Raw genomic sequence first — 20909 nt, forward strand, 5'->3', positions numbered from 1 at the left:
ATTAAAACTGCGTAAAATGACTTATAAAAAATTATTTATTGGATTGGGGATTTTTCTTACCCTTGTATCCTGTAACAAACAGCTGGATTATAATTTAAATAATCCAAACTATCCGGGCCTATCTACGGCCGATGTAGACTTGTACTTAAATCAGGTAGAAATAAGTTTTAATAACTTTTGGACTACTGCTTCTGATTATGGTGCACAATTAAGCAGACAACAAAACTGGGGTGGGCCTTTGTATAAAAACGCCTATCAACCTGCCAGTTTTGATGGTATGTGGACAACCGCCTATTCCAGTATGCTGGTGAATGCTACCGCCATGCTGCCTTTGGCCATTCAACAAAAAAAATACATCCATTCCGGTATTGCCAGAACACTAATGGCATTTACTTATGGCACTTTGGTAGATGATTTTGGAGATGTGCCTTATTCACAAGCAGTATTAGGTGCTGCCAATACCAATCCTAAAGTAGATGGCGGTGCAGCTATTTATACTGCCGTACAATCGCTTTTGGATAGTGCAATCGCTGATTTTCAAAAAACAGCAACAGCAAAACCTGCCAGCGATTTATTTTATAATGGCAGTGCTGTAAAATGGTTAACATTAGCCAAAACATTGAAGCTAAAGTTCTATATGCAGGCTCGCTTGGTAGATAATACTGTTGGGCCTAAAATTCAGGCTTTGTTAACTGAAAATAATTTAATTAATACCCCGGCACAGGATTTTGTTTTTAAATACGGAACAAATTTAACCGCTCCGGATAGTAGGCATGAACATTATGGTATAGATTATGTAAATAGTGGAGGTGTAGGTGAGTATTTAAGTAATTACTTTATTTGGGCAGTAACTGCTGAAAAATATAATGGTATTGTTAATATTGCCAATAATGCAAGCAGTAATGCAGATCCCAGAGCCAGGTATTATTTTTATCGTCAGGTAACCAATTATAGCTGGGCCAATCAACAAACCGCCCCATGTTTTGGCAATTCTTTGTATGGTAATTCTAATTTTCCTGCATGGTATCCAAGTGTGCCTGATCAAACACCCTATTGCGTAGTTGGTAAAGGTTATTTAGGACGTGACCATGGTGATAACAGCGGAGCCCCTCCAGATGGAAGTTTTAGAACTGCCTGGGGTATTTATCCTGCGGGTGGACAGTTTGATTATGATCAATCTCAATCAGTTTCATTAGGTATGGGTGCCGGGGGTGCTGGAATCAATCCAATATGGCTTTCTTCTTACACTGCTTTTTTAGAAGCTGAGGCTGCTTTATCACTCGGTATTACCACACAGGGCTCTGCCAGATCTTTATTACAAAGTGGTGTAACTGCCTCTATTAATAAAGTGATTAATTTTCCTGCATCTATTGGTTTTACAGGTGTTCCTGCAGCTCAAGTTCCAACTACTTCACAAATTAATAATTACATTAATTTAGTGTTGAATAACTATGATGCTGCACCAAATGCAGATGCACAAATGAATATAGTGATGAATGAATACTATATTGCTTTGTGGGGTAATGGTGTTGAGGCTTATAACAACTTAAGAAGAACAGGTAAACCCTCTAATGTGCAATTGGCTGTAACTACACCTTCTCCAGGTTTCTTTATGCGTTCGTTCTTTTATCCTTCTGTTTTTGTAAACAGAAACTCAAATGCGCCGGCACAAAAAACACCTGGCGATGCAGCAAACAAAGTATTTTGGGATAATAACCCCGATAACTTTATTAAATAAATGATTAAATTTATGAACATGAAGAAGCTAATATATATTTTATCGGTTGTCTGTTTAATAACAGTAACCAACTCCTGTAAAAAAACGGGGGGAGATATTAATCCTTTAAGCAGTTATAAAAATTTTGGGGTAGGGTCTTATTTAGTGTTAGATAGTACCATTAACCAAAATCTGAACTATGCATCTTTATCTAATTCTACAGTTGGAGTTATTGTTCACCAATACCCCAATGGCGAAGCAATTACCAGTATTACTGTTTTTGCTGTTGCAGGAACATCTTATGATACTACCCAATGGAAGAAGGTAAAGACCCTTAGTTATACAAGTCCTCAAACTACCATTACAGTAACAGGTGCAGAACTGGCAGCTGCTATGGGTGGTGCATCCGCCATTCAGCCCGGTGCCAATTACACTTTCTATAATCGAATTACTACCAAAAGTGGTAAAACCTATGATGTAAATAATACGGGCAATAACAGTGGTAGTGGATTGGTAACTGGTTTCTATTATCATAGTGCTTTCTCTTTCAGTGCTTATGTGGTTTGTCCGTTTGTGGCACCTATTGCCGGTACTTATAAAGTAATAAGAGATGATTGGGCAGATTGGAATCCGGGTGCCTTGGTGCAGGTAACAGATGGCCCAGGGCCTAACCAAGTAAATATAAGTAAGGTATATCCTAACCCAGCTTATGGAACAGTAGTAAGCCCATTAATTGTATATGTAGACCCCGCTTCAGGAACTGCCTCGGTTCCAAAAACAAATTTTGGAAATTATGGCGGCGGTTATAATATGACTGCTGTTGGTACCGGTGCAAAAACTTCTACTGGAAATATAGCCGGATATGTATTTTCCTGTACAGGTTATATTACTTTAACCATGGAATTAAAAGCAGACGGTCCCGGTGGAAACGGATATGATAATGGCCCTACCAAACTTATTCTCCAAAAACAGTAAAAAATATTTAAATATTTGTTTTTTTCTCTCGTGTTTTAATTTTCTATTCAATTCCGGGCGGTATTCTTACCGCCTGTTTTTTGTGGGCACATCAACATAAACACTTTTTATTAAACCATTCTTACTTTTTATCAGCCGTTCTTAATTTTTAAGCTTCACAATTTTATTTTTTTTAAAGATTTTTCTGTAGTTTGCTTCACTGGCAAGTATTTACGTTTAACTAAAACAACATTTATGAGAAAAAAGCTGTTGCTCATTATGAGTGCTGTATTGTTGCTTATGCTGCACGTACAGGCCCAAACCACCGTAACCGTAATCGGTACTATTACCGACCAACAAGATGGGAAACCACTTTCGGGTGTTACTATTAAAGCAAAAGGTACCAATGAGGCTACCACCACCAATGCAGAAGGAAATTTCAAAATTGTAGTACCCCAATCGGTTACTACCTTAGAAATTAGTTATGTAGGCTATCGCGATATGGCTGTTCGTTTAACCGGTCAACCACTTACCATTAAAATGGCGGAGGCAGATAAAAGCCTCAACGAAATAGTGGTGGTTGGATATGGTACCAAAATTAAAAAAGATGTATTAGGGGCTGTTTCAACAGTAACAGCTAAAGAAATAGCCAATACTCCCGCTACCAGTTTTGAAAGTGCCATGCAGGGCAGGGCTGCCGGCGTATTGGTATCACAACAAAACGGCAAATTAGGACAGGCCATTAATATTAAAATCAGAGGTGCATCTTCTGTGTCAGCAGGTAATGAGCCGCTGTATGTGGTAGATGGCATTCCGATTACTACCGATAACCTTTCCAGTACTACCGCTGCTACCAATGCATTGGCAGATTTAAATATGAATGATATTGAATCCATTCAAATTTTAAAAGATGCTTCTTCTACAGCTATTTATGGTGCCAGTGCTTCTAATGGTGTTGTGCTAATTACCACTAAAAAAGGGAAAGCCGGTACCTCCCGAATTGATTTTAATTATTATACCGGAACCCAAAAGCCAACAGGTAAACGCGAATTTCTTAATTCAAAACAATATGTAGATTATTTTACCCAGGCAGCATTAGGTGCCGCTAATCAGGATTATCTGGCCGGTTATTATTCTACACTTCAGGCGGCTCAACAGGATTATTTAAATTTTGTCAATAGCCGGTTTACCCGCTACTCTGCCGGTAATAATGACTGGCAAACTGCTAAAGTAAATACCAACTGGCAGGATCAGGCTTTTCAAAATGCGCCCATTTCTGAATATGACCTGAATATTTCCGGTGGCGATGCAAAAACAAAATTTTATGTATCAGGTCAGTATTTGGACCAAACCGGTATATTGGTGCGCAACAGTTATAAAAGATATTCCGGCAGGGCCAATTTGGAACATAAAGTAAAAGACTGGTTAACTGCAGGTGTAAATTTGGCTTTTGCCCGTTCTATGAACAGCAGGGTATCGAATGATAATGCTTTTTCTACCCCTTTACAGATTGTAGCTTTATCACCCATTACACCATTAATTGACCCCCGTACCGGTTTAATTAGTGGTGCTTTAGACCCCAATAGCGGAGCCCCCAATACCAATTATCCGGTATATTACAACCCATTGTTAAGTGTTATTGATGGTTTTTATAATACTTTGGTAAACCGAACTGTTGGTACTTTTTATGCTACTGCCAATTTAACAAAGAACTTAAGTTTTCATACCGACTTTGGTATTGACCAATTGAATCAGTTTGAAGAAAGTTATTATGGAAGATTAACTGCCCGAAATAATGGCGTACCCAATGGCAGTGGTTTTTATGGTACTACACAGGTGTTGAATTTAACCACCAACAACTATTTTAATTATAAAGCTAATTTTAAACAGAAGCATGATGTTGATGTAATTTTGGGTACCAGCTACACCGACCGCTCCTTCGATTTCAGCAGCGCTAATGGTGAACAGTTTCCCAGTGATGCCTACAAAAAATTAATCAATGCCGCATCTAAAACCGACGCCAGTTCTTCCTCCACTTCTAGTACCCTGGTTTCTTATTTCTCAAGGATAAACTATAAATTCAATAATAAATATCTGTTATCTGTTACAGGCCGTTATGATGGTTCGTCTCGTTTTGGTGCCAATAACCGGTATGGTTTATTCTTAGGCGCATCTGCAGGATGGGTATTAACGGAAGAAGATTTCTTAAAAGATGTAAGCTGGTTGAGCTTTTTGAAAATTAAAGCCGGTTATGCCGGTAATGGTAACGATCGTATTCCCGATTTTGCTGCAAGAGGTTTGTATTCAGGAAATGCACCTTATGGTGGCCAGCCGGGGCAACATCCTACGCAAATTGCCAATCCCGATCTAAAATGGGAAACTACCTATGGCACTGATATTGGCATTGAAGCCAGTTTGTTCAATAACCGTGTAAGCGTTGAAATTGATTATTACAACCGCGATACCCGCGATTTATTATTGAATCAGGAAATACCCGGCACCAGTGGTTTTGCTACGCAATTAAAAAATATTGGCCGACTGAAAAATAACGGTATAGAATTTACCATTAATACTACCAATATTTCCAATAAAAATTTCAGATGGACAAGCTCTCTGAATTTTGGTGCTAACAAAAACAAAGTAATTAATCTTGGGGGCCAGTTATTGGGTACAGATGTAAATAAAGCAATGGAGGGCCAACCACTGGGCGTATTTGTAGCCAGAGAATTTGCTGGTGCAGATCCTGCTAACGGTGATGCATTATACATTAAAAATACTTTGAAGGCTGATGGCACCAGAGACAGGAGCACTACCAATGATTATAATGCTGCCCAGGATGTAGTGATAGGCAGCCCAATTCCTAAATTCATTTATGGCTTTGGCAACACTTTTACCTTTAAAGGTGTTGATTTAGATATTTTATTGCAAGGAGTGTACGGCAATAATATTTATAATGGTGGCGGGCAATACATGTCAGCCAGTGGTAGTAATGGCTTTGATAACCAAACAATTGACCAATTAGCTGCCTGGAAAAAACCCGGTGATAAAACGATGGTGCCGGAGGCCAGATTATTTTACGCCAATGGTACCAATCCTTCCAGCCGCTATATTTCAGATGGTTCCTATTTAAGAGTGAAAGCGGTGACTTTAGGTTATAATTTACCTGCTAACCTGATTAGAAAAATTAAATTGGAAAGTCTAAGGGTATACCTCCGTGCGCAAAACTTATTTACCATTACCAAATACAAAGGTTGGGATCCGGAAGTTACTGCCGACTTTTTGGCAAGTAACATTACCCAGGGTGTAGATTTTTACTCTGCTCCACAATTAAAAACCATTGTTTTTGGTGTAAATATTGGGTTGTAATATAATGTAAATTTATTTTTAATACGAAATAATTTTTTATGAAACAATATATGTATAAAAGCTTGTTGCTGCTGTTGGTTGTTTATGGAACAGCCTGCAATAAAATGTTGAATACGCAGCCTACACAAAGTATTGATCAAACCGCTGCATTAAATACCAGCAGCGATGTGTTGGTAGCTTTAACAGGCGCTTATGCCGATATGGGCGTGGAGAATGCTTATGGAGGATTAACTTTTGTTGCCCCCGATTTATTAGGCAATTTTGCTGAATTAAACTGGAGTGGAACCTATCAGGGAATGACTCAAATTTATAATAAAACCATTCCTATTGATAATAATTTTACGACTCAAAATTGGTTAACCAGCTATAAAGCTATAAACGATGTAAACAATGTATTGAGTGCATTGAACGTGGTTACAGCCGATAAAAAAGCATCGGTGGAAGGACAGGCTAAATTTATTCGTGGCGCAATGTATTTTGATTTGGTACGCTTGTTTGCCAAAGCATGGAATGATGGTGACCCAACTGTTAATGACGGTGTGCCGCTTGTGTTAACTCCTACCGAAGGAATTACTGATGCGAATAAGGTAAAAAGAAATAAAGTATCTGAAGTATATGCGCAGGTAATTAGTGATTTAACTACTGCAGAATCATTATTGCCGGCTACCAATGGTTTTTATGCCAATAAAGCTGCCGCCAGTGCCATGCTGGCCAGAGTATATTTACAAAAGGGCGATTATGCCAACGCTGCAGCTGCCGCCAACAGAGCCATTACTACGGCCACTGCCAATGGCTTTGCATTAACACCTACTTATGCTGCTGCTTTTCCTGCACCCTACCCTCCGGCCGGTGTAGCCAATACTACTGAAGATTTGTTTGCCATGCAGGTAACTCCCACATCGGGTTATAATACCTTTAATGAGTACTATTCACCATTAAGCAGGGGTGATATTCAAATTAATCAGGCGCATTTAAATTTATATGAACCGGGCGATGCCCGTTTGGGTTTGTTCTATAATTCAGGCGGTTCTATTTATACTGCTAAATTCGATAATTTATATGGCAATGTGCACATTATTCGGTTGGCAGAAATGTATTTAACAAGAGCTGAAGCCAATTTTAGAATGGGAACACAAGTAGGTGATGCACCCGTTAATGACATTAATAAAATAAGACAAAGGGTAAATCTTTTGCCATACACAGCCGTTACTTTAACACTTGCCGCCATTTTAAAAGAAAGAAAATTAGAATTGGCTTTTGAAGGGTTTACATTACATGACATTAAAAGAACGCAGGGTACAGTAGGGCCGTTAAATTTCGATTCACCTAAATTAGTGTTTCCAATACCCAAAAGGGAAATTATTGTGAATCCGAATTTAACACAAAATGCAGGATACTAACGGAGTATCATTGACTTCCTTAACATAAAAAATGCCGCCTCTTTGCAGGGCGGCTTTTTGTTTTCATAGGTTCTTGATATTTTTTATTTAGTCATCATCTCCTTCATCTCTATGACCCCAACCATGGTTATGACCTTCATGTTCATTCCTTTCTCTATTATAATATACTACTCTCCCCCTGTTATAATAATCATCCCTACCCCAGTTATCATAATAATCATATCTACGTCGTGTAGGTACTACAATAACAGCTCTGGGTGCGCAAACTGGATAAGGATCATCATAAACAACAACTGGCCGTGGAGCCGGATAATAAACCGGTGCGCCAATTCCAAGGTTTACATTCACTCTAACTTGTGCTTGTGTATGTTTGGTTAAGCCTAACGCTACAAATAATCCGGCTGCGATGATTAGCTTTTTCATAAAAAATGGTTTAATGGTTTAAAAATCCGGGATAGGGAAAACTCCTGAAAGGGCAACTTATCCAAACCCGTTCTAATTGATATAATGCCAATTGCGTGCCAGAATTTATTTTTTAGTGAAGAATTATTTCCGGCTTCTATTTTACAGGAAGTAATTGGGATGCCTGAAAAGCAGTATTTACAATATTTTCAGGCATAATTGGAAAATATTTTTGAAGATGATTTTATCCATTTGATGCGCAGCTATTAACAAATCATTTATTAAATTGACGTAACCGGACGATCAGGTTTTGCGTAATGAAAGCGTTGTGTAATATTTCCGCAGCAATGGGTGTCTGAACCCAAACAAGCCAATGAACCTGTTTTGTCAATAGCTATCAATCCATCCGCTTCCGGTAAAATATCTTTTAAAAAAATATCGGTTATTTCTCCTATTACCAAAAATGTATGGTTATGTGTAATGGGTATTATCTCTACCAACTGTAAAGCGTATTGAATGTTGCTTTCTGCTACAAATGGTGCTTCAATACCTTCTATCCATTGCATAGTTAGGCCGGTAGCTGTAAATTCATTTACAGCTGCATCATATTTGGCACTGGTTTGATGTGCCTGTGCCACAAATGCTGCCTGGATATGGTTAATGGTATACACTTTCGTGGCTTGTATATTGGCCAGGGTATGTGGCGCGGCACTTATTGGCCGATTGATGTAGCCAATTAATGCAGGATTGGAGCCCAAATGAACAATACTACTAAAAATAGCCAGATTGGGAATGCCATCCGGACTGGTTGTTCCAATTAAAGAGGCCGGTTTAAAACCGGTAATACTCTGAATGAGGTTGGCACGGTAAAATCTTTCCCAACCAGCAATGATTTGTTGATTAAAATGCTGCATATGGTTATAGTAACATATAACCCATAAAATTGTTGTTAATTGGGATTGGTTGATGCAACCTCATAAGTGTGCATAGGTTTAAAACTTAGCCGATCACCTTCTCCTTTTTGGAGCTGGTATTGAATAAACCTTTTTTTACCGGTATAGGAGGCAGTTGAATCATTGGAAGAATACAATGGGAAGTTTCGCATCAACAATCCTTCCATTAATTGAAAATGATCCTGACCTTTATAGCCATCTCTTAGTTTCGGGTCATTTAAAATGTCGGGAAAGCTAACAACGGATACGGATTTGTTTTCATTCGATACCAATGCAATAACGTTACCATACATTTCATTCGGGCCGTTATAAACATTCATCATTAAATCGGGGAATCCGTCATTATTAAAATCATCAATGGCTGCCTGCTTAATCACTCCCTTTACAAAAAACTCAGGGTCTCGGGCATTGGTGAAACCTACTAATTTGATGCTGGCTAAATTATTATCCGGATTTTTGTTATTGCACCGAACTCTGTAACCAATTTTACCAATTAAAACCGTGGTATCAATTTTTGAGGTTTGTGCCAAAATACATACAGGAAAAAAAACTACCATTAATGCTATGCATCTTTTATTCATGCTTTCTGATTTAAATTGTATTAAACATTCCACTTCCATTTCTTCAAAAATGTCAGGAACAGTAAAGATGAATTTTTTTGTTTTGTTGAACGATTAAAATCAGTACAAATTACATATTTCTTCTGTATTGGCCACCCGCCTGATACAGTGCATGTGTTATCTGGCCTAAACTACAATATGGAACTACTTCCATAATAGCCGTAAACAAATTTCCATTTTGTTTGGCAGTTTGCTGCAAATAAGCCAGTTTTTCATTGGCTACTCCGGCATTTCTCTGGTGAAAAGCCTGCAAATTTTGAATTTGTTGTTCCTTCTCTTCTGTTGTTGAACGAATCACTTCACCGGGAATTACAGTTGGACTGCCTTTTTTATTCAGGAATGTATTTACGCCTATAATTGGTAAGTTTCCATTGTGTTTTAAGGTTTCATAATGCAAACTTTCTTCCTGAATTTTATTGCGCTGGTACATTCTTTCCATTGCACCCAAAACGCCACCCCGTTCATTAATTCGGTCAAATTCTGCCAATACGGCTTCTTCCACTATATTGGTTAATGTTTCTATTGCAAAACTACCTTGTATAAAATTTTCAATTTGCGCTGTTCCCAATTCGCGGTTAATAATGAGTTGAATAGCCATGGCTCTGCGTACACTTTCTTCCGTAGGTGTAGTAATGGCTTCATCATAGGCGTTGGTATGCAGCGAATTACAATTGTCGTAAAGAGCATACAATGCCTGTAAGGTGGTTCTGATATCATTAAAATCAATTTCTTGTGCGTGTAAACTTCTTCCCGATGTTTGAATATGGTATTTCAGTTTTTGGGAACGTTCGTTGGCATTGTATTTAAATTTCATGGCTTTGGCCCAAATTCTGCGGGCTACCCTGCCAATAACACTGTATTCGGGGTCCATTCCATTGCTGAAAAAGAATGACAGATTGGGAGCAAAATCATCAATATGCATGCCTCTGCTTAAATAGTATTCTACATAGGTAAATCCATTGGCAAGGGTAAATGCCAATTGAGTAATGGGATTGGCGCCGGCTTCTGCAATATGATAACCACTAATGCTTACACTGTAAAAATTACGTACCTTATTTTCAATAAAATATTCCTGCACATCGCCCATTAGTTTTAGTGCAAATTCAGTTGAAAAGATGCAGGTGTTTTGTGCCTGATCTTCTTTCAAAATATCTGCTTGTACAGTACCCCTTACCTGTGCTAATGCGTTGGCTTTTATTGAAGTATAAATTTCATGTGGTAATACTTCACTACCCTGTAAACCAAGTAACCGCAAGCCGAGTCCGTTATGTCCTTCGGGTAAACGTTCCGGTGCCATGGGATTATAGTAAACCGGGCGCTGCAATTTATTATATTTTTTTGTGGCATATGCTTCTACTTCAGGCCATAAACCATGTTGTTCAATATATTTTTCGCATTGCTGATCAATCGCAGCGCACATAAAAAAAGCCAGTAAAATGGGTGCAGGACCATTAATCGTCATGCTTACAGAAGTTTTTGGATCACATAAATCAAAACCACTGTATAATTTTTTAGCATCATCAACAGTGGCAATATTAACTCCGCTATTGCCAATTTTACCATATATATCCGGTCTTATGGCAGGGTCTTCGCCGTATAAGGTAACACTATCAAATGCGGTTGATAAACGGATAGCGGGTTGCCCTAACGATACATAATGAAATCTTTTATTGGTTCGTTCCGGTCCGCCTTCACCGGCAAACATTCTGGTTGGGTCTTCCCCTGTTCTTTTCAATTCAAATACACCTGCAGTATAAGGAAATCGCCCCGGCAAATTTTCTTGTAATTGCCAATGCAACACATCACCCCAGTCTTTGTATTGTGGCAATATAATTTTATGTATTGCAGTTCCGCTTAATGAGGTAACGGTTAGGGGCTGCTGTATTTTTTTTCCCCGAACTTCATAACTTAAAAATTCTGACTGGTATTGTTTTTTGATTGAAGGCCATTCATCAATGCGTTGTTTACAGTCAGGGTCTAATTGTTGTAAAGTTTGGGTTACAGCATTTTGCAGGTCTGTATTTTCTTTCAACCATTTGTTTTCTAAAACACCCTGTAGCTGATATAGTTTTGATGCAATATTGGATTGTTGTATGACCCATGCATCATATTCTCTGATGCGTTCAACAATTTCTGACAGGTAGCGTATTTTTTTGGGTGGAATAATAGAGGGTTTATTGCTATACAAATGCAGCTCTGTGGCCGGTAGATGTTCAATGGGCCAATGTATATTTAATTTTTCTGCTGTTTTTTGCATCAGTAAATTAAAAAGTGTGTTCATGCCCGGATCGTTAAACTGCGCAGCAATGGTGCCTACAATGGGTAATTCAGCTACACTTGCCTGAAACAATTGGTGGTTGCGTTTGTATTGTTTTTGTACATCGTGCAGCGCATCTAATGCGCCTGCTTTATCAAATTTGTTGATACAGATCAGATCCGCAAAGTCCAGCATGTTTATTTTCTCTAATTGAGAGGCTGCTCCATATTCGGGCGTCATTACATATAAACTGACATCACTGCAATGTAAAATAGAAGCATCGCTTTGACCAACACCTGCGCTTTCCACAATAATACAATCAAAGCCGGCAGCTTTGCAAATGTTAATGGCATCCTGTGCATGTGCACTGATGGCTGCATTGTCTTCTCTGGTTGCTAAACTGCGCATATAGGTTCTTGCCCCAGCTATGGCATTCATTCTGATACGATCGCCCAATAATGCACCACCGGTTTTTTTCTTGGATGGATCAATACTGATTACTGCGATGGTTTTTTGTGGATATTGGAGCAGGTAACGCCTAACCAGCTCATCGGTTACTGAACTTTTGCCTGCACCGCCTGTGCCTGTTATTCCAATAACTGGAATGAAGGCAGGAGCAGTATTGGTTTGTTGTAAATAATCTCTAATTGCTGTGTATGGTTGCTTGTTTTCTGCCATTGTTATGGCTCGTGCTATGGCTATAACATCTTTTTGCTCTCCCAGTGCAAAATGGAGCGGTTTCTTATCAATTTGTTTTAATTGGGGAGATATAACGGTACTGCACTGTTGCAGCACATCTTCAATCATGCCATCCAAACCCATGTGCCTGCCATCATCAGGTGAGTATATTCTGGTGATTCCATATTGATGTAAAATTTCAATTTCCTCCGGCAATATGGTACCGCCGCCACCGCCGAATATTTTAATATGTCCGCAACCATTTTCATCCAATAAATCTTTCATGTACTTAAAAAACTCAACATGCCCACCCTGGTAGGATGTGATGGCGATTCCCTGAACATCTTCCTCAATAGCCGCTTCTACAATTTCCTGAACACTGCGGTTGTGGCCGAGGTGAATAATTTCGGCACCTTTACTTTGTAAAATGCGTCGCATAATATTAATCGCTGCATCGTGTCCGTCAAATAAACTGGCAGCAGTAATCAATCTAATCTTTGAATGGTTCTTTTGTTCCATAGCACATGCATTCTAGTGACCAACAAAATTAGGGTATTGATGTTAACGGTTGTTAGTTTTGTGGATACACAGATTTTATTTTTACATTGTGCCTCAAAAATTAAGGTATGCGATTCAGCAGCTCAGTCATTACAAAAACGCCATTTGAAGTAATACAGTTAAAAGATGAATTAAATGGAACGGTGGTTGAAATTTATAGCATGGGTGCATTAATGAACGGATTCTATGTTTTTGCAAACGGGCATTTACACAATGTGATAGATGGATTTGCTACACCCGAAGCTGCTCTAAAAGAAATAACCTATGGCTTTAAGAGCGCAAAACTGGCGCCCTTTGTATGCCGAATGGCAAACGGACAATTTACAATAGATGGTCATCAATATACCATCGGAAAATTTTATTTAGGCGATCATGCCATTCATGGTTTAGTGTACGATGCTTTATTTGATGTGATGAACATACATGCCGATGAACATGCCTGCTCCGTTGGGCTGCGCTACAGCTATACCGGTTCCGACAAAGGTTATCCCTTCCCATTTGAATTATTGGTGAATTGGAAATTAGAAACCAACAATAAAGTTACCGTAACAACCACAGTACTGCATCACCATGCATCTGCTATTCCTTATAGTGATGGCTGGCATCCTTATTTTACTTTGGGTACCAGTGTAGATGATTGTACACTTCAATTTACCGGTAACCAGCAGGTTGAATTTGATGAACGCTTGTTGCCTACCGGCGTAACCATTGATGACCATCGGTTTGTTAAGGGAACGAATTTGAAAGACATTGATTTAGACAATTGCTTTCTGCTCAATGCATCTGAACCTCCACGTTGCCTGCTCAAAAATAATTTAATGGAACTGTGTATTCAACCCGATACAGCATATCCTTATTTGCAGGTATATATTCCACCACATAGAAACAGCATTGCCATTGAAAATTTAAGCAGTACTCCCGATGCGTTTAATAATGAGATGGGGCTATTGTGGTTAAAACCCAATCAACATCACATTTTTAGTACTTCATATACAGTAAAATCGCTTGAATAATGGATAAAGATCAGGAACGAATTGTCAGCATCTTTAAAAATACATTTAAAGATACACCTGCTTTGTTTTTTTCTCCCGGCAGAATGAATTTAATAGGAGAACATATTGATTATAATGATGGATTTGTTTTGCCGGCTGCAATTGATAAAGGTATCTGGATAGCTATTTCAAAAAACAATACCCACACCATTCGTTGTATTGCGGCCGATATTCAGGAAGAACTTTTTGTAACTACAGATGCAATTCAAAAGCAGGACGGATGGAAAAATTACATACTGGGTGTATTGCATGTATTGCAACAGGAAAATTTTTCAGTTGAGGGATTTGATTGTGTGTTTGGCGGTAATTTGCCGCCGGGTGCAGGCCTTTCTTCTTCGGCTGCCATAGAAGCGGGATTGTTATTTGCATTGAATGAATTGTGCAACTACCGGCTTTCTACCCTGCAGTTGGCTTTGCTGGCACAAAAAGCAGAACATAGTTATCCGGGTGTGCGATGTGGTATCATGGATATGTTTGCGAATTTGTTTGGAAAAGAAGCCAATGCCATATTATTGGATTGTGTTTCCCTTCAATATAAATGGGTGCCTTTTGTTTTGAAAGAATATACTATTGTATTAATTAATTCAAATATACATCATAGTCTTGCTTCCGGCGAATACAACAAGCGAAGAGAGGAGTGTAAAGAGGGATTAAGCATATTGTCTTCTTTGCATAAAGACTATCATTCTTTCCGAAATATTTTACCTGAAATGGTTGAAGCCAACAAATCTGTTTTACCTGAAGTAATTTTTAAACGTTGTTTATTTGTTACACAGGAAATACAAAGGGTACTGCAGGCAGTAGAAAAATTGGAACAACAAAATTTAAAAGCTTTTGGGCAATTATTGTATCAAACCCATGAAGGGTTATGCCATTTATATGAAGTTAGCTGTGCTGAAACCGATTTTTTAGTTGCGGCTACTCGGAATTATCCGGAAGTGATTGGCGCCCGGTTAATGGGTGGCGGATTTGGAGGTTCTGTTCTTTGTATGATGCAGGACGGAGCGGCAGAAGCAATAACCCGGGCAATTTTAGCCGCCTATCAACAGCAATTTAACATCAAAGCAGAGGCCTATTTTGTAAAACCGGCTCCGGGTACGTACCAACAGGTTACAGATGCTGCAATGCAATCATGCTGATTTCAACATGTACATTTTTAGGTAATCCTTTTACAGCAATCGTTTCTCTGGCCGGGTAATCACCGGAAAAATAGCTGCCATATACTTCATTTACGGCCGCAAACAATGCCATATCGCTTAAAAAAATGGTTGTTTTAACAACATGTTCAAAGCTTATTTTGCTGGCTTCTAAAATGGCTTTTATGTTTTGCATCACCTGATGGGTTTCTGCAACAATATCATCTGTAACTAAATTGCCGGTTTGGGGGTTAATTGCAATCTGTCCGCTTAAATAAATGGTTTCTCCGGCTTTAATGGCCTGGTTATAGGGTCCAATGGGTGCCGGTGCTTTATCTGTTTTGATAATTTGCTTCATTGTAAAACTTATTTTACTTTGGCAAGTAACTGTATTTTCTGTTATCAACCAACCTATTTTTGTATTTTAAATAATGGATAATGCATATACTGGTTAAAGCCAATCAGGCGCAACGGGCCGCTTTATTACAGAAAAAAATACCGGCAGGGGTACAAGTTTACTGGTTTGAAGAGAACAACCATCCAATAGCAGATGCTTATTTTGATTTTTTATATGAAACAGAAGGCCCTGCATTTCAGCATATTACCGATAAACCTGTTTTTGTAAATGCAGTTATTCCACTATGGAAAACAATGCCTGTAAACTTTATTCGTTTCAATGCCTGGCCTTTTTTTTGGGAGAGGTCTATTATTGAATTGGTCAATCAGGAAAGCTCCGTTCAACAAACAGCAGAAAAAACGATGCAGCAACTTAATTTTTCATTTATCTGGTGTCCGGATATGCCCGGTATGATTGCTGCCAGAATCATTGCTGCCATTATTAATGAAGCGTATTTTTGTTTGGGAGATGGCGTTAGTACAAAAGATGAAATTGATACAGCCATGCGTTTGGGCACCAATTATATTTTGGGGCCGTTTGAATGGGCTGAAAAAATAGGTGTAAGCAATATTGTGCGCTTATTAGAGGCAATGCAACAACAATCTTCTCAATACCAGGTTGCCCCACTTTTATTGGAATCAATTCATACAACATATTAAAATATACAGTATTGGCAATTATTTTAAATATTGATACCGCTACAGAAACAGCCTCAGTATGTATATGTTATAACACTGAAGTCCTTTCTATCGCATACAGTAATGAACAAAAAAACCATGCAGCATTTGTACAGCCTGCCATTCAACAAATATTGCAAAAAACAAATACCCATATTGCTGCTATTGATGCAGTTGCCGTAACAGGTGGTCCGGGTAGTTATACAGGCTTACGCGTTGGTTTAGCCACAGCTAAAGGAATTTGTTATGCATTACAAAAACCACTTATTATTGAAAATACACTCAGGGTAATGGCTCAGGCGGCTTTGGCAACACTATCGCATTACATACTACAAAATACAAATACCCAGTGGCTGTTATGTCCGATGATAGATGCCCGTAGAATGGAAGTGTTTACTGCGGTTTATCAACCGAATTTAATGTCGGTATCTGAACCTGCAGCACGTATTTTAGAAGAGCACTGCTATAATAACTTGTTAAAAGACCACCATATATTATTTTTTGGCAGTGGCAGCATAAAATGGAAAAAATTAATACAACACCCCAATGCACAGTTTGCCGAAATTAGTCAAAATGCAGGCCATCTCGGTGTTTTAGCCTATCAGGCATGGCGAAATAAACAATGGGTTAACCTGGCTTATGCCACTCCTTTTTACCTGAAAGAATTTTATCATCCAAAAAAAAATTACAAATAATCCTTTTTTGGTATACACCGTATTTAAAAAGTATTTAACTTTAGCCTTATATTGTAATTTTTTAATCCCCAATCACTAAACATGAGTAGTTCACAAAACACACTAACCTTAAGCAATGGCAGGCCCAGTGCAAAGGTTGACTTGATCCAGTCAAAGAAGGCGGCTCTAATTTTAAGAGCGCTGAACCACAAACTTCGCCAGCAAATGCTGAAGTTGTTGGATGAAAACAAAAAAATGACTGTTACTGAGTTGTACGTAAAATTGCGTTTAGAGCAATCTGTTGCCTCTCAGCATCTGGCCATTTTGCGTCGTGCAGAATTAGTAAACACACAACGCAATGGTAAATTCATTTTTTATGCACCCAACTATGCCCGCATTAACGAGGTGATGAAATTTGTTACCGAATTAGTAGGATAAATTTTTTGATTTATCCCATACCCAATTCCACCGGTTTTCATTAATCGGTGGATTTTTTTTGTATTACACACTCGTTGCTTACGGAATAGTTTTATTGATTTTCAATACAAGTATTTCAAATTTTCAATAGTGTTAGTTTCATTGTAAACAAGGACTTACCTTTGTACACTTTTAATCAATTATTGTCCGACAAAACTTAACTAAAAAATCGCTGTAATCCTTTGTTGTATAGGATTACAGGCTAAAAAATGGTTGTTTCAAAATTGGATGGAGTCTCCCATCTTTTGAAATCGGCTGAAATATGGTTCTGTAAAGGGTTTGAACCATTATTTTACAATTTTAGTCGGCCAACAATGACTTTTAATAATAAGATTCATATGAACAAAATGCCCGAAAAGCCACTTGCTTTAACTGTAGCAGAAGTAAAACAATGGCTGATTCAAAATGATGAAATTCGTGTGTTAGATATTCGGCCGGCCCAAAGTTTTGAAGCAGGTTTTATTACCAGTGCCATTACAATTTGTTCGGAAGATAATCTCTCCGAATGTTTAACCGCATTACAGTTGCAAATTAAACCCATTATTTTGGTTACCGATACAGCCACTGAAGAACGCATTCAATTAATGCAGCAACAAGGTTATCAGCAAATTATTGGATATTTAAAAGATGGCATGAATGCCTGGAATACACTGAATGAGCCCATCGACCTGATGATAGCAGTAGAAGCAGATGAATTGGCTATGGATATAAAATTTGATGAGCAATTAATTTTAATAGATACACGTTCTGATGAGGAATTTGAAGCGGAACATTTGAACAATGCTGTCAATATTCCTTTCACCGAACTAAAAGATCCTGCCAGTATGGCTAATTTTGAAGATTTTCAAAATATTTATATTTATGGCGAAAATGGTTACAGGGGTATCACAGCTTGTTCATTAATTAAAAAAGAAGGCATCCATAATTTGCGGCATTTGCAGGGAGGTTGGCCCGAAATTAAGGCAATGGGTGCTGTATTTGAATTGATAAAGCCTTCCAAAAAGGCGAATCATGATCCAAAGGAAAATTAAAGCAGAGGAGCAATAACTTATTTTAGTAAATGTGCATGCTTCTCCTGCTGAAAAGTCCATTTCCAGCGCCGATGGCTCCACAAATAATTAGCCGGCCTTTTTCGCACTTCATCTTCTATAAAGGCAATCATTGCTTTCGTAATGGCTGCTTCCGGTAAATTTTTTGGGGTAGTAGTAAATACGGTGGCTTCTGATTGATAGTAGCCTCTTTTTACCCGGTAAAAATTGCAGAAAACAACAGCAGTATCATTGTAACGGGCACTTAGTTCAGGGCCTTTTACAAAAGGGGCAGGTTTCCCAAAAAAATTAAACCAATAAGTATTATCCGGCTTGCCTGGATTTTGATCACCTACCAAAATTAATGCATATTGTTGTTTTGATTCTTGTGCAAATTCTTTCTTGAAATTAGATGCAGATACCAATTTTGTTCCAAACCTGCTGCGAATGTGCATGAACAGTCGGTTAAAAATTTTATTTTCAATAGGCTTGTATACCACAATAAAGTTGTATAATAAATGTTGTGCATAGGCTACATTTGCCAGTTCCCAGTTAAAGAAATGACCCAGCAAAATTTGTACATTTTTGCCAGTGGCATATAATTCGTTAATAGTATGGTAGTCTGCCTTTACTCTTTTATCCAATTCTTTCCCTGAAATAGAAACTAATTTAATTACTTCGGCAAATGTATCGGTGAATTGCCGGTAAAATTCTTTTGCAATTTTTCTTCGCTCCGCTTCCGATTTTTCAGGGAAGGCTGTCATCAAATTTTCATCCACTACTTTTCTCCGGTAACCAATGACATAATAAATAATTACATAAAAAAAATCACTTATCCAATAAATTGCACGCCATGGTAGCAAGGAGAGCAAATAAAATAATGCGTAAACAATGTAATACATATTTTTTCTGTAATGAATGGTGAAAGGGGCGAGATTTTATTGAATTAGAATAGTGAATAATGTTTATAGTACAATGTTTTGCAGTAAAGCACTCTTTTCCGGATGGTCAGTATTGAAATGAAGCCCCCGACTTTCTTTACGAAACATGGCGCCTTTTACAACAAGATATCCAACGGTAATTACATTTCTTAATTCACATAGTTGTGGTGATACTTTGGCGGTTCTATACAATTGTTCAGTTTCCTCATATAACAAGTCCAATCGTTTCATGGCTCTTTGCAAGCGAATATCTGTTCTTACAATACCCACATAATCACTCATCAGTTGTTCCAGCTCTTTTCTGCTTTGGGTAATTAAAATCATTTCTTTAGGATGGGTTGTTCCTAATGCATTCCAGTCGGGAATATTTTCCTGAAATGCTATATGAACAATTTGTTCAACACTGGCTAAATAACTTCTGTGGGCAAATACCATGGCTTCTAATAAACTGTTGCTGGCTAAACGGTTGGCGCCATGCAAACCAGTACTGGCACATTCACCACAAGCAAACAAGTGTTGAATGGATGACTCGCCCCATTCATTGGTTTTAATACCTCCACAACTGTAATGTGCGGCCGGAGCAACGGGTATCATTTGACGTGATACATCAATACCAATACTCAAGCATTTTTCATAGATGTTTGGAAAGTGATGTTTAAATTTCCCCATATCCATGTGGCGGCAATCTAAATAAACATGCTCTGTACCGTCCTTTTTCATTTCATTATCAATAGCTCTGGCTACTATATCTCTCGGTGCCAGATCTTTTCGTTCATCATATTTTTCCATAAATGCTTCGCCCTGCTTATTTCTTAAAATTCCTCCATCACCCCGAACAGCTTCGGTAATTAAAAAAGATGGAGAAACGCCGGGCTGGTACAATGCCGTAGGATGAAACTGAATAAATTCCATATTTTCAATGCGGCCTTTGGCGCGGTATACCATTGCCACTCCGTCACCGGTTGCAATGGTAGGGTTGGTGGTAGTTCTGTAAACCTGTCCGCAGCCACCGGTAGCCAGTACGGTAATTTTTGCCAGTACTTTTTCTATTTCATTGGTTAATGTATTTAGAACATATACGCCATAGCATTGAATATCCTGTGTTGATTTGGTAACTAAATAACCCAAGTGGTGTTGTGTAATCAAATCTACCACAAACCAATGGTGTATTAATTGTATGTTTTTTGTGGCCTGCACCTCATTTAATAAAGCTCTTTCTAATTCCTGACCTGTAACATCTTTATGGTGTAAAATTCTGTAAGCACTATGTCCGCCTTCTCTTCCCAATGCATATTGGCCGGAAGCATCTTTATCGAACTCTGCACCATATCCAATCAATTCTTGAATTCGGTTCGGGCCTTCCTTTACAACTATTTCTACAATTGCTTTATTGCATAGTCCATCTCCGGCAACCAAAGTATCTTCAATATGTTTTTCATAACTGTCGGTAGTATCATCCCAAACACCAGCAACGCCGCCCTGCGCATATTTGGTATTGGTTTCTTCTGCATTTGTTTTAGTAATAACGGTAATGGTTTTATCTGGAAAATGCTTAGCTACCTTCAACGCATAACTTAATCCGGCTATGCCGGAACCTATCACTAAGAAATCAGTACGCATAT

At 38.3% G+C, this 20909-nt stretch carries 17 protein-coding genes; 10 read left to right on the top strand and 7 right to left on the bottom strand.

What is annotated here, in order from left to right; all coding sequences use genetic code 11:
• Window positions 1-16 precede the first annotated feature (16 nt).
• The 4 genes from EO766_RS09135 (at window position 17) to EO766_RS09150 (ending at window position 7437) form a co-directional block, all read left to right on the top strand.
• Entirely contained in the window at window positions 17-1738 is a 1722-nt protein-coding gene (locus tag EO766_RS09135) for a SusD/RagB family nutrient-binding outer membrane lipoprotein (RefSeq protein ID WP_074418333.1), read from the top strand.
• An 18-nt stretch (window positions 1739-1756) separates the two neighbouring features.
• Complete coding sequence (locus EO766_RS09140; protein WP_141676791.1) at window positions 1757-2692, top strand: hypothetical protein; 936 nt, start codon at window positions 1757-1759, stop codon at window positions 2690-2692.
• A 234-nt stretch (window positions 2693-2926) separates the two neighbouring features.
• Window positions 2927-6037 (top strand): SusC/RagA family TonB-linked outer membrane protein, encoded by a 3111-nt coding sequence (locus EO766_RS09145; protein WP_218330998.1) that lies wholly within the window; start codon window positions 2927-2929, stop codon window positions 6035-6037.
• Between the two features lie 38 nt (window positions 6038-6075).
• The gene (locus tag EO766_RS09150; RefSeq protein ID WP_074418336.1) at window positions 6076-7437 is read left to right on the top strand and encodes a RagB/SusD family nutrient uptake outer membrane protein; all 1362 of its coding nucleotides are present in this window, start codon (window positions 6076-6078) and stop codon (window positions 7435-7437) included.
• Window positions 7438-7524: 87 nt separating this feature from the next.
• Here the strand turns inward: EO766_RS09150 and EO766_RS09155 are convergent, their stop codons facing one another.
• The 4 genes from EO766_RS09155 to EO766_RS09170 form a co-directional block, all read right to left on the bottom strand.
• Window positions 7525-7860 carry a hypothetical protein gene (locus EO766_RS09155; RefSeq protein WP_074418337.1) on the bottom strand — a complete coding sequence of 112 codons (336 nt, stop codon included), beginning with the start codon at window positions 7858-7860 and terminating at the stop codon, window positions 7525-7527.
• A 260-nt stretch (window positions 7861-8120) separates the two neighbouring features.
• Window positions 8121-8753, bottom strand: coding sequence for a flavin reductase family protein (locus tag EO766_RS09160; protein WP_074418338.1), 633 nt, complete (start codon window positions 8751-8753; stop codon window positions 8121-8123).
• Window positions 8754-8788: 35 nt separating this feature from the next.
• On the bottom strand, window positions 8789-9373 hold the full coding sequence (locus EO766_RS09165; RefSeq protein WP_141676792.1) for a hypothetical protein: 585 nt from the start codon (window positions 9371-9373) through the stop codon (window positions 8789-8791).
• A 109-nt stretch (window positions 9374-9482) separates the two neighbouring features.
• A complete protein-coding gene (locus EO766_RS09170) occupies window positions 9483-12866 on the bottom strand; it encodes a methylmalonyl-CoA mutase family protein (protein WP_287100917.1) in 3384 nt (1127 codons plus the stop codon).
• Between the two features lie 107 nt (window positions 12867-12973).
• Here EO766_RS09170 and EO766_RS09175 point away from each other — a divergent pair, with 107 nt between their 5' ends.
• The gene (locus EO766_RS09175) at window positions 12974-13918 is read left to right on the top strand and encodes an aldose 1-epimerase (protein WP_218330992.1); all 945 of its coding nucleotides are present in this window, start codon (window positions 12974-12976) and stop codon (window positions 13916-13918) included.
• Window positions 13918-15096 carry a galactokinase gene (gene galK, locus EO766_RS09180; protein WP_287100918.1) on the top strand — a complete coding sequence of 393 codons (1179 nt, stop codon included), beginning with the start codon at window positions 13918-13920 and terminating at the stop codon, window positions 15094-15096. Before EO766_RS09175 ends, galK begins: the two co-directional genes overlap by 1 nt.
• On the opposite strand, the gene EO766_RS09185 is transcribed toward galK, so the two are convergent.
• Window positions 15068-15451 (bottom strand): RidA family protein, encoded by a 384-nt coding sequence (locus EO766_RS09185; RefSeq protein WP_218330990.1) that lies wholly within the window; start codon window positions 15449-15451, stop codon window positions 15068-15070. The two genes, galK and EO766_RS09185, sit on opposite strands and share 29 nt — an antisense overlap.
• An 80-nt stretch (window positions 15452-15531) precedes the next feature.
• Between EO766_RS09185 and EO766_RS09190 the strand changes: the two genes are divergently transcribed.
• The 4 genes from EO766_RS09190 (at window position 15532) to EO766_RS09205 (ending at window position 18349) form a co-directional block, all read left to right on the top strand.
• Window positions 15532-16149: a 3-hydroxyacyl-CoA dehydrogenase family protein gene (locus tag EO766_RS09190; RefSeq protein WP_218330989.1), complete on the top strand. Its 618-nt coding sequence runs from the start codon at window positions 15532-15534 to the stop codon at window positions 16147-16149.
• A gap of 11 nt (window positions 16150-16160) precedes the next feature.
• Complete coding sequence (gene tsaB / locus EO766_RS09195; protein WP_074421326.1) at window positions 16161-16862, top strand: tRNA (adenosine(37)-N6)-threonylcarbamoyltransferase complex dimerization subunit type 1 TsaB; 702 nt, start codon at window positions 16161-16163, stop codon at window positions 16860-16862.
• An 81-nt stretch (window positions 16863-16943) separates the two neighbouring features.
• Window positions 16944-17279 carry an ArsR/SmtB family transcription factor gene (locus tag EO766_RS09200; protein WP_068242201.1) on the top strand — a complete coding sequence of 112 codons (336 nt, stop codon included), beginning with the start codon at window positions 16944-16946 and terminating at the stop codon, window positions 17277-17279.
• Between the two features lie 377 nt (window positions 17280-17656).
• A complete protein-coding gene (locus EO766_RS09205) occupies window positions 17657-18349 on the top strand; it encodes a rhodanese-like domain-containing protein (protein WP_179855957.1) in 693 nt (230 codons plus the stop codon).
• 17 nt (window positions 18350-18366) lie between these two features.
• On the opposite strand, the gene EO766_RS09210 is transcribed toward EO766_RS09205, so the two are convergent.
• Together EO766_RS09210 and nadB are read right to left on the bottom strand one after the other, a co-directional pair.
• Window positions 18367-19266 carry a lysophospholipid acyltransferase family protein gene (locus EO766_RS09210; protein WP_287100933.1) on the bottom strand — a complete coding sequence of 300 codons (900 nt, stop codon included), beginning with the start codon at window positions 19264-19266 and terminating at the stop codon, window positions 18367-18369.
• Window positions 19267-19311: 45 nt separating this feature from the next.
• Window positions 19312-20907 (bottom strand): L-aspartate oxidase, encoded by a 1596-nt coding sequence (nadB, locus tag EO766_RS09215; RefSeq protein ID WP_074421207.1) that lies wholly within the window; start codon window positions 20905-20907, stop codon window positions 19312-19314.
• Window positions 20908-20909: the final 2 nt, after the last annotated feature.

The organism is Hydrotalea sp. AMD (assembly GCF_004100315.1).
Classification (GTDB): domain Bacteria; phylum Bacteroidota; class Bacteroidia; order Chitinophagales; family Chitinophagaceae; genus Hydrotalea; species Hydrotalea flava.

Excerpts from the sequence above, each read along its gene's own strand:
- EO766_RS09135 (WP_074418333.1), top strand. The coding sequence starts at position 17 with ATGACTTATAAAAAATTATTTATTGGATTGGGGATTTTTCTTACCCTT.
- EO766_RS09140 (WP_141676791.1), top strand. The coding sequence starts at position 1,757 with ATGAAGAAGCTAATATATATTTTATCGGTTGTCTGTTTAATAACAGTA.
- EO766_RS09145 (WP_218330998.1), top strand. The coding sequence starts at position 2,927 with ATGAGAAAAAAGCTGTTGCTCATTATGAGTGCTGTATTGTTGCTTATG.
- EO766_RS09150 (WP_074418336.1), top strand. The coding sequence starts at position 6,076 with ATGAAACAATATATGTATAAAAGCTTGTTGCTGCTGTTGGTTGTTTAT.
- EO766_RS09155 (WP_074418337.1), bottom strand. The coding sequence starts at position 7,860 with ATGAAAAAGCTAATCATCGCAGCCGGATTATTTGTAGCGTTAGGCTTA.
- EO766_RS09160 (WP_074418338.1), bottom strand. The coding sequence starts at position 8,753 with ATGCAGCATTTTAATCAACAAATCATTGCTGGTTGGGAAAGATTTTAC.
- EO766_RS09165 (WP_141676792.1), bottom strand. The coding sequence starts at position 9,373 with ATGAATAAAAGATGCATAGCATTAATGGTAGTTTTTTTTCCTGTATGT.
- EO766_RS09170 (WP_287100917.1), bottom strand. The coding sequence starts at position 12,866 with ATGGAACAAAAGAACCATTCAAAGATTAGATTGATTACTGCTGCCAGT.
- EO766_RS09175 (WP_218330992.1), top strand. The coding sequence starts at position 12,974 with ATGCGATTCAGCAGCTCAGTCATTACAAAAACGCCATTTGAAGTAATA.
- galK (WP_287100918.1), top strand. The coding sequence starts at position 13,918 with ATGGATAAAGATCAGGAACGAATTGTCAGCATCTTTAAAAATACATTT.
- EO766_RS09185 (WP_218330990.1), bottom strand. The coding sequence starts at position 15,451 with ATGAAGCAAATTATCAAAACAGATAAAGCACCGGCACCCATTGGACCC.
- EO766_RS09190 (WP_218330989.1), top strand. The coding sequence starts at position 15,532 with ATGCATATACTGGTTAAAGCCAATCAGGCGCAACGGGCCGCTTTATTA.
- EO766_RS09200 (WP_068242201.1), top strand. The coding sequence starts at position 16,944 with ATGAGTAGTTCACAAAACACACTAACCTTAAGCAATGGCAGGCCCAGT.
- EO766_RS09205 (WP_179855957.1), top strand. The coding sequence starts at position 17,657 with ATGAACAAAATGCCCGAAAAGCCACTTGCTTTAACTGTAGCAGAAGTA.
- nadB (WP_074421207.1), bottom strand. The coding sequence starts at position 20,907 with ATGCGTACTGATTTCTTAGTGATAGGTTCCGGCATAGCCGGATTAAGT.